General features: G+C 37.1%; 11 protein-coding genes. 6 read left to right on the forward strand and 5 right to left on the reverse strand.

Annotation, left to right across the window (positions count from 1 at the left end; all coding sequences use genetic code 11):
* The coding region (locus AC11ZT_RS13840) for a DUF1885 family protein (protein WP_484060164.1) at nucleotides 1-113 on the reverse strand (113 nt) is incomplete at its 3' end.
* Nucleotides 114-413: 300 nt separating this feature from the next.
* Here AC11ZT_RS13840 and AC11ZT_RS13845 point away from each other — a divergent pair.
* Nucleotides 414-542: a GapA-binding peptide SR1P gene (locus AC11ZT_RS13845; protein WP_484060157.1), complete on the forward strand. Its 129-nt coding sequence runs from the start codon at nucleotides 414-416 to the stop codon at nucleotides 540-542.
* Nucleotides 543-762: 220 nt separating this feature from the next.
* Here the strand turns inward: AC11ZT_RS13845 and AC11ZT_RS13850 are convergent, their stop codons facing one another.
* The gene (locus tag AC11ZT_RS13850; protein ID WP_484060158.1) at nucleotides 763-1,593 is read right to left on the reverse strand and encodes a protein-glutamine gamma-glutamyltransferase; all 831 of its coding nucleotides are present in this window, start codon (nucleotides 1,591-1,593) and stop codon (nucleotides 763-765) included.
* Nucleotides 1,594-1,741: 148 nt separating this feature from the next.
* Entirely contained in the window at nucleotides 1,742-3,211 is a 1,470-nt protein-coding gene (locus AC11ZT_RS13855; RefSeq protein WP_484060159.1) for an aminotransferase class I/II-fold pyridoxal phosphate-dependent enzyme, read from the reverse strand.
* Nucleotides 3,212-3,443: 232 nt separating this feature from the next.
* Between AC11ZT_RS13855 and AC11ZT_RS13860 the strand changes: the two genes are divergently transcribed.
* The gene (locus AC11ZT_RS13860) at nucleotides 3,444-4,403 is read left to right on the forward strand and encodes an NAD(P)H-dependent flavin oxidoreductase (protein WP_484060160.1); all 960 of its coding nucleotides are present in this window, start codon (nucleotides 3,444-3,446) and stop codon (nucleotides 4,401-4,403) included.
* A 9-nt stretch (nucleotides 4,404-4,412) separates the two neighbouring features.
* Nucleotides 4,413-4,682: a UPF0223 family protein gene (locus AC11ZT_RS13865; protein WP_484060161.1), complete on the forward strand. Its 270-nt coding sequence runs from the start codon at nucleotides 4,413-4,415 to the stop codon at nucleotides 4,680-4,682.
* Between the two features lie 82 nt (nucleotides 4,683-4,764).
* Here AC11ZT_RS13865 and AC11ZT_RS13870 read toward each other — a convergent pair whose 3' ends face one another.
* Nucleotides 4,765-5,391 carry a YktB family protein gene (locus tag AC11ZT_RS13870; RefSeq protein WP_484060162.1) on the reverse strand — a complete coding sequence of 209 codons (627 nt, stop codon included), beginning with the start codon at nucleotides 5,389-5,391 and terminating at the stop codon, nucleotides 4,765-4,767.
* A gap of 208 nt (nucleotides 5,392-5,599) precedes the next feature.
* Here AC11ZT_RS13870 and AC11ZT_RS13875 point away from each other — a divergent pair, with 208 nt between their 5' ends.
* Both AC11ZT_RS13875 and AC11ZT_RS13880 read left to right on the forward strand, forming a co-directional pair.
* On the forward strand, nucleotides 5,600-5,788 hold the full coding sequence (locus tag AC11ZT_RS13875) for a hypothetical protein (RefSeq protein WP_379966921.1): 189 nt from the start codon (nucleotides 5,600-5,602) through the stop codon (nucleotides 5,786-5,788).
* Nucleotides 5,789-5,880: 92 nt separating this feature from the next.
* Nucleotides 5,881-6,669, forward strand: coding sequence for an inositol monophosphatase family protein (locus AC11ZT_RS13880; protein ID WP_484060165.1), 789 nt, complete (start codon nucleotides 5,881-5,883; stop codon nucleotides 6,667-6,669).
* A 144-nt stretch (nucleotides 6,670-6,813) separates the two neighbouring features.
* On the opposite strand, the gene AC11ZT_RS13885 is transcribed toward AC11ZT_RS13880, so the two are convergent.
* The gene (locus AC11ZT_RS13885; RefSeq protein ID WP_379966924.1) at nucleotides 6,814-6,999 is read right to left on the reverse strand and encodes a DUF5325 family protein; all 186 of its coding nucleotides are present in this window, start codon (nucleotides 6,997-6,999) and stop codon (nucleotides 6,814-6,816) included.
* Between the two features lie 142 nt (nucleotides 7,000-7,141).
* Between AC11ZT_RS13885 and typA the strand changes: the two genes are divergently transcribed.
* Complete coding sequence (typA, locus tag AC11ZT_RS13890) at nucleotides 7,142-8,974, forward strand: translational GTPase TypA (RefSeq protein WP_484060163.1); 1,833 nt, start codon at nucleotides 7,142-7,144, stop codon at nucleotides 8,972-8,974.
* The last annotated feature ends 479 nt before the right edge of the window (nucleotides 8,975-9,453 follow it).

Here is a 9,453-nt window from a genome sequence, read left to right on the forward strand (position 1 = left end):
GAACCCGTTTTGGTAGTAATTTGCTTATAGTATGTAAATAAATCCTTCACATCTTGTATGGATATTTCTTGCTTCGTCGACTTTGGAACGAGTGTAATGAATGCATGTTGCATGTGGAATCCCCCTATTTTATAATGCTTCATTTGTATTGTATCATTGTTCTATTTTTTTTGACAAATACTTACGGTAAATTATCTTTTCCTACTTCATATAACATTTCAATATATAGATTATATTTGGTTCCGTAGAAGTAGTACAGATATAAGTATTTGCTAAAGAGGATAATAGAATGAATGCAATTAAGTATGACATATTAAATAGTCGTTGACGAAAATAGTATAACATATTACAATGATTATGAAAAAAGAAAAGCGCTTACACAATCATTTTTGCAAATAATAGGGGGTAATAAAGTGGGAACTATCGTTTGTCAAGTTTGTGAAAGTACAATTGAACATTTTGAGGATGAAAAAGTAACTGTGCTGTACGGACATTGTTGCCAAGAATGTGCATCTGATACACATGAACACGTGGAAGTATAAAATAATCAAAAAAGGCGTAGGGGATAGCCCCTGCGTCTTTTTTGATTATAGAACTATTGTCTTCCGGAGCTGGACAAGCCAGAAAAACTTTTCGTTATTGTCTAGATTTTCTGGCTAGCTCCTTCCAGTTAGAGAACCTTCGCTCATAAAGGTAAAAAAGCGCCTTTTTGAGCGAAGAACCTCTACCTTCCGGAGCTGAACAAGCCAGAAAAACTTTTCGTTAGTACACGGTTGTGGTATGACCTGCTGTTGCTATGATGATGTTTTCACGAATTGGGGTAAATTGAATATTAGATTTGATTTTTGATGGAGAGGCGTAGATGCTCATTTGTGCAATGTCTACTCGGGTAATGAAGTTTGTTAGATATGCGGTAAGGAAGGCGTTGGGTTTACGACGCAGATTTAACGTATTAATAACTTGGTCGCTTGTGCTCATGCCGACGCCGTGCCCATAGTGGAAATCGTCACCAAGATAGATTGTGTTTTCTCCTTGCCATTCAATGGTCAATGGATTCACCTGGGGATTTTTGAAATAAGCTATGTCTCCTTGAATCATCGTGCCATCGGTTTTAGTGATGATTTTTAAATTTTTATCAAAATCCCATGTGAATAGAAGAAGATTGGAAAATAAACGATTAAAAGTTTGGTCTTCATAACATTGAAGTAAGGATTTATATATGATGATAATGATGGCAGTTGCACACTCAGTACCATATTTTTTCCCGTTTACAAAAATATCGTTAAGTGCCACAGAAGGAAGAACTCCTTGCTCTACTTGAAATCCTCCCTGCTTTGTTCGTTTCCAAAATTTATCATGACAGAATGATTGTGAAAAGGTACGAAACTGTATTCCACTGCTCAACAATTCAATACATGTTAATAGTAAATGAAGGCGCAGATGAACATCAAATATGAGTTGATCTAATGTTTCATATGTGTATACTTCTTGATTACTTGTCATTGATTCTAATATTTGCTTCCTTGTCTCGAAAAAAAGTTCAGTATCATCAAGTAATTTGGGATGAATGATAGAGCGTCCCATTACAATCATGACATTTCCCACTTCCAATCCCGTTTTTTCTATTTTATGATGGCGGGGAGGAAACGTGAACAAAGAGGAGGGAGAAATAGGGTGCATGCCGCTAGTTCTCTCTCCTCTTACTTACATAGAAAAGATAAAATGTATCATCATATAAAAATTAAGAAATAGGTTTATATTCTTTAATTACACGAAGATAATGTAAATCTGCATCCTCTGGTCCTTGTACAGGTAGTCCAGCTGCTAAATTCTTTTTAATATAATCTAAATTTTCTTGTGTAATAATTTCGCCAGGAGTGAAAATGGGAATTCCTGGTGGGTAGACCATTACAAATTCGGCGATAATTCTGCCAGCTGCTTCTACAAAGGGTACCATTTCAGTCTCTGAATAAAAGGCGTCACGAGGTGATAATGCCAAGAGTGGAATCTCAGGAACCTCTACATGTACTTCAATACTGGTAGCGTTATGTTGAAAGGTGGATGCAAGGTCACGTAAAGCTTGTACTAGGATATCAGATTCCCGCTGTGAATCTCCCATTGTTATGAGACAAAGAATATTATAAAGGTCGGATAATTCTACCTCAATATTATGGTGTTCACGTAGCCAACGCTCCGCATCGTGTCCTGTTATACCTAATTCTTTTACTGAAACAATTATCTTTGTTGGATCAAAGTCAAATGTTGCATCAGTTCCAAGCAATTCTTCGCCTGGACAATATAAATATTGGATTTTATTTATATTATTCCGAAGTTCCTCTGCGAGTTCAATCGTTTGATCAATTAGCTCATGTCCTTCCGTTGCTAGACGTTTTCTTGCTACATCAAGAGATGCAAGAAGAATGTAGGAAGTAGACGTTGTGGTAAGCATGCTAATAATAGACTGTATGTGTTTTACGTTTACGAGCCCTTTACGTACATTTAATATCGAGCTTTGTGTTAAGGAGCCACCTAGCTTATGAACGCTTGTTGCAGCCATATCTGCGCCTGCTTGCATGGCTGATAGCGGTAATTTATCATGAAAATGAATATGAACACCATGAGCCTCATCAACGAGCACCGGAACACCATAAGAATGAGAAATTTTAACGATTTCCTTCAGGTCAGCAGCGAAACCAAAATACGTTGGATTAATGACAAGAAGTCCTTTGGCGTCTGGATGGGCTTCCAGAGCGTGTTTTACTGAAGTAAGTGTCATTCCATGTGAAATGCCGAGAACGGGATCAATTTCTGGATGAATAAATATTGGTTTAGCACCTGAAAAGATAATGGCTGACATAACGGATTTATGAACGTTGCGTGGTACGAGAATTTTATCGCCAGGGCCACAAACACTCATTACCATTGTCATAATAGCGCCGCTCGTTCCTTGGACAGAGAAAAAAGTATGATCAGCCCCAAACGCTTCCGCAGCTAAATCTTGTGCTTTTTTAATCATACCCTTTGGATGATGAAGATCATCAAGTGGTGCAATATTAATTAAATCGATTGATAATGCGTTATGCCCAATAAATTCCCGAAATTGTGGGTCCATTCCTTTTCCTGTTTTATGTCCCGGAATATGAAATTGGACAGGATTTCGATTGCTATGTTCTACTAATGCGGTAAATAACGGTGTTTCTTTTTGGGACAACCTATACACCCCTTTACATAAAAATTATTGTATGATGATCAATATATTTCATAAGAGAATATAATTGATCGATTATGATTGAATAAATGATATTCTTTTTTTGCAAAGCAAGATGAATTATACCATCATCGTACAGTTATTGTATATAGATGGAGAGACCTCTCTTTAATTTTTTGCAGGATTATTCAAAAAGTATGAAGAAATAATGTTATATGATAATGGAGGTGTATGAATGAAGCTAGAAACGAAAATTACAACATTACTCAATATTAAATACCCAATTATTCAAGGTGGACTTGCTTATCTAGCATATGCTGATCTTGCAGCTGCTGTTAGCAATGCGGGTGGATTAGGTCAAATTACAGCTATGAGTCTTTCTTCTCCAGAAATGTTACGAGAAGAAATTCAAAGAGTACGAAACATGACGAATCAGCCGTTTGGTGTAAACTATGCAATTGGACAACATGGCAGACCATTTGAACATATGCTAGAAGTAGCAATAGAAGAGAAAGTTCCTGTAATAACGATGACGGGAGGAAACCCTGCCCCTATAATAAATCGTTTAGAAAGAACCGGTATCAAAAAACTTGTACTCGTAGCTGCAAGAAGACAGGCACAAAAAGCGGAACAGCTTGGCGCAGATGCGGTAATGGTTGTTGGACAGGAAGGCGGGGGTCATCTTGGAAGAGATGATATTGGGACAATGGTTCTTGTACCGCAAGTTGTAGATAGCGTATCAATTCCTGTTATTGCTTCCGGAGGAATAGCTGATGGACGCGGACTGATGGCAGCTCTTAGTCTTGGCGCTGAAGGGATTGAGATGGGGACGCGTTTTATTGCAACGCAAGAGTGCGTACATGCTCATGCTAGCTATAAGCAAGCTCTCGTTGAGGGAGGAGAAGCAGACACGGTTGTCATTAAGCGCTCGTTAGGAGCTCCTGCACGTGCTATTCATAATGGATGGACAGATGAAATTTTAAAACTAGAAAAAGAAGAAAAGAATTATGAAGACTTAAAAGATTACATAAGTGGAACAGCGAATAAAAGATATATATATGAAGGAAATAAGGATGAAGGGTTTGCATGGGCTGGTCAAGCGATGGGAAGAATACATGATATTCCCACTGTAGAGCAGTTAATAACCCGAATGATACAAGAAACAGAAGATATACGAACAAGATGGAGCAGATGAGGTGAAAGAATGGAATATCAATATCCAATTGACTACGAATGGTCTACCAATGACATTGTTGACGTTATTAAATTATATGAGGCTGTAGAACGTGCCTATGAATCAGGTATTACAAGAGAAGAATTTATGAATATGTATCGACGTTTTAAAGAAATTGTTCCTAGCATTGCGCAGGAAAAGAAAATTGGCAGTGAATTTGAGGAGATTAGCGGATATTCATTATATCGTGTCGTTCAAAAGGCTAAAACAATGCAGAATCAGGAAAAAATTAAGATGTAAAAGTATTTTGAAAATTCAGAAATCATATGTTATAATGATACAACAATCATAAACGGACAATGAATATATTGTCCGTTTTCTTCTACCTAGTAGAAGTGATTTTATAAAGTGGAAGGAGTGTGGAGAACGTATCTTGAATTACTTTCATACATTCATCGTCGCTCATTTTAATCGCTTCTTCTTTCGGAATGTGAATGCCAGTTAGTAATTCAGCTTTTTTTACAGTTTCTAGTTTTTGAAACATTGTTTTAAATTGTTCATCTGATAGTTCACATGCTGTTGTTGCACTTGGTTTCGTATGATCTGTTGACCAGACGAAATAATTAGGCATACGTTTAATCTCGTCTAGATGAGAAAGAAGCGCTTTCGCATATTCAACTTTTTGCGGACATTCATAAATCAGACCAAAATAGATAAACATGTGTGTGCCCCATAATCCAATTTGAAAATGAGGAAGCATTTTGTACCCACGTTTATTTGGTGCAAAGGCTACCCAGGTGTCACTTGGAGGATTCACGGTACGTCTCGCGTGTTTGGCAACATGGTAGAAAAAGGATTCATTTAATTTTTCCGTGAAGAATGGTTGTAATCTTTCTCCTAGTAATTCTAGCTTTGGGCGAACAGATTTTTTCATTTCTTCCATTCTTTCGTCTAAGCCAGGTATCGAAAAAACAGAAAAATCTTTTATATCAAAAGCTACTTGTTTCATAGTGTCCCTCCATACAGTGTTTTGTCTCTTATTCTAGCACACACCATGTACAATTGTGAAAAAGAGCCGCTTGAAAAAAAGTACAGTTCTCGAGCAAAATTGTTGCATAGATGATTTATCCCACATAATATAGTATAAAACAAAATAACTGAAAATTAAGTCAATTTTGATTTAGGATGAATGAAAACTCGGGAGGAGGCAAACGAGGATGAGACAAGTGATAAACGCTTTAAAACGAACAGATGCAGAGAAACGTATTCCAGTTTTGCGTTTAGAATTAGACTACGAGTTGGCTACCCTTTATGATGCAATCGTTGAGAACGATGAAAACAAAAAAGTTGAATGTAAACAGAAGCTTGAGGTGCTAAGACTTGAAATGATGCGCCTAGAAGCGTAATAATAGAAATAGAATCGGAATGAATTATGAATACGTACGAACCTTTAGTGAAAGGTTCGTTTTTTCTGTGACCAGTATAGGAGTGGTAAATGATGCAGGATGTGTGGAATATTATTGCTATTCAGGTGGAGCAGTGGATAAAAGAAGCAGGACAGATTATTCGTGATTCCCTGCAAAATCCTCTTACGATTGAAACGAAATCAAGCCCTTCAGACTTGGTAACAAATATGGATCGACAAATTGAACAATTTTTTATTTCACGAATTCACGACGCGTATCCATCCCACAAAATTTTAGGTGAAGAAGGATATGGTGACCAAGTAACATCTGTTGAAGGAACAATTTGGTTGATTGATCCAATTGATGGGACCATGAATTTTGTCCATCAAAAACGTAATTTTGCCATCTCCATTGGAATCTACCATAATGGGGTAGGGAAAATAGGATACATATACGATCCGGTATTTGATGAACTATACTATGGGGTGGAAGGAAAAGGTGCCTATTGTAATGGAATTCGTATTCCGAAATTACAAACGGGAACAATTGAAACAGGAATAATTGGAGTTAATGCTACTTGGCTTACAGAAAATGATTTTTTAGATCACAAGAAGATGGCAGCACTTGTGAATAAGGCAAGGGGTTCACGTTCTTATGGATGTGCAACGCTAGAAATGGTCTACGTAGCAACAGGAAAATTAGATGGTTACATAACACCTCGTTTGTCACCTTGGGATTATGGAGGCGGTGCTATTATTATCCGTGAGGTAGGGGGATGTATGACAACGTTTGATAAGAAGAATGTGAGTCTTGTTCATAAAAGTAGTGTAATCGTAGCAAGACCAGGGGTATACGAAGAATTGCTTCCGTTTCTACGATAAGAGACGCTCTATTCGCCATATATGACCGTAAGTAGTTTGTAATTAAAAACTGCTGCGGTTTTTTAATTTGAATAAAATAAAGTTGATAGATAGCGAAGACTATTGAAAAGAAAGACTTCTGTGCATGCACAGAAGTCTACATTATTATTGTTGTTGTTGTTTTCTAATTCTGGCTTTTGTTGCAAAACCTAACCCAAATGTACCTATCGTTCCAACGATACAAAGAATAATTCCGATAATACTTTGTTCAGCAATCATGATTCCAATCCCCATCATGAATGCAACTCCTATAATTGCAAATAATAACATACGTACTTGTAATTGTTTCATTTCATCATCCCTCCATCCTTAATTGTACTGTAAATGTTTGTGAAAAAACAACTAAATTTCCTATGCTCATCGTATTTCAATTGCAACCTATAGCTTTCGCTCTTATAATAGAGAAGGACTAAAAAGACTTTAGGAGTTGGATATGTTGAAAAAAAGAGAAGATTTACGTAATATCGCAATTATCGCCCACGTTGACCATGGGAAAACGACACTCGTCGATAAATTGCTTCGTCAAGCAGGAACGTTCCGCAGTAATGAACAAGTAGAGGAACGTGCAATGGATTCAAACGATATTGAGAGAGAGCGCGGAATTACAATTTTAGCGAAAAATACTGCTATTCACTACGAAAATACGCTCATTAACATATTGGATACACCAGGACATGCTGACTTTGGTGGAGAAGTAGAACGGATTATGAAAATGGTTGATGGCGTTCTTCTCGTTGTAGATGCATATGAAGGATGTATGCCTCAAACTCGTTTTGTACTAAAAAAAGCATTGGAACAAAATTTAACACCAATTGTAGTTGTGAATAAAATTGACCGTGATTTTGCTCGTCCAACTGAAGTTGTAGATGAAGTAATCGATTTATTTATCGAACTTGGTGCAAATGAAGAACAACTTGAATTCCCAGTTGTATTTGCATCAGCAATTAATGGAACAGCTAGTTTAGATCCAGATCCATCTAAACAAGAAGAAGATATGAAATCATTATTTAATACAATTGTGGAACATATTCCAGCCCCAATTGATAATAGTGATGAACCGCTTCAATTCCAAGTTGCACTTTTGGATTACAATGATTATGTAGGACGTATCGGAATCGGCCGTGTATTCCGCGGGACGATTAAGGTTGGCCAACAAGTTGCTCTCATGAAATTAGATGGCAGCGTAAAACAATTGCGTGTAACGAAAATCTTTGGTTTCTTTGGATTAAAACGTGAAGAAATTGAACAAGCAAAAGCAGGGGACCTAATCGCTGTATCTGGTATGGAAGACATCAATGTTGGGGAAACGGTATGTCCTTTTGAACACCAAGAGGCACTTCCTGTTTTACACATTGACGAACCAACTCTACAAATGACATTTGTTGTAAATAACAGCCCATTTGCTGGACGCGAAGGTAAGTTTATTACGTCTCGTAAAATTGAAGAACGTTTACGTTCACAATTAGAAACAGATGTAAGCTTACGCGTTGAAAATACAGATACTCCTGATGCTTGGATTGTATCTGGTCGTGGTGAGTTGCATCTTTCTATCTTGATTGAAAACATGCGTAGAGAAGGATTTGAACTTCAAGTATCTAAACCAACGGTTATCATTAAAGAAATTGATGGAGTACGTTGTGAACCGGTTGAACGCGTTCAAGTTGATGTTCCTGAAGAAAATACAGGAGCAGTTATCGAATCCATGGGAGAACGTAAAGGCGAAATGCTTGACATGGTTAACAATGGAAATGGACAAGTTCGTCTTACTTTCATGGTTCCTGCTCGTGGTTTAATTGGTTATACGACAGAATTTATGACGATGACACGTGGATACGGAATCATTAACCACACATTTGATAGCTATCAACCAATGCAAAAGGGTCAAGTTGGGGGACGTCGTCAAGGTGTTCTTGTTTCGATGGAAACAGGAAAATCAACAACATATGGTACGATGCAAGTAGAAGACCGTGGTACCATTTTCGTTGAACCAGGTACAGAAATTTATGAAGGTATGATTGTCGGCGAACATACACGTGAAAATGATTTAGCTGTTAATATTGTTAAAATGAAACAACAGACAAATGTTCGTTCTGCAAACAAAGACCAAACAAATGTTATTAAAAAGCCGCGCATTATGTCGCTTGAAGAGTCTCTAGAATATTTAAATGAAGATGAATATTTAGAAGTAACACCAGTATCCATCCGTCTACGTAAAAAGATTCTTGATAAAAATGAACGTGAAAAATCAGCTAAGAAAAAGAAATAATTAATAATAAAAAAAGTCTCCGCTTCGTGAAGCGGAGACTTTTTTTATAGAAATAAATTTGGACAAACCGATGTATATCACCTGATTTGAAATATTTAACATTTTTATAGACAGGGACTATCTAAGCACGGTACTATTAATACTACCATAAATAACTGTAAACTTTTCGAAATTTCGATTTAACGATTTATCCCAGCTTGGCAGTTTCATGACTCATTTGTTAACTATCAAACGTAATGACTAAACGTAGCTTTCACTTCAATTGGGCTCGTCACAATCAATTGGTGGTGGGTAGTCGACAAAGTATGTTTATGCATCGAATGGGAGGAGAAGAAACATGGATGCACAAGTACTGGAGAGTATGACATTATTTGCGAGAATGTATGATGTACAAGATCATCCTGTAAGTGGAATGTGGCTGTTGTATGGAACGATTAGCTTGTTATGTATCTTTGTGTATCGTCTAGGCTTTGCGCGTA

The sequence above is a fragment of the Ectobacillus sp. genome, assembly GCF_056992975.1.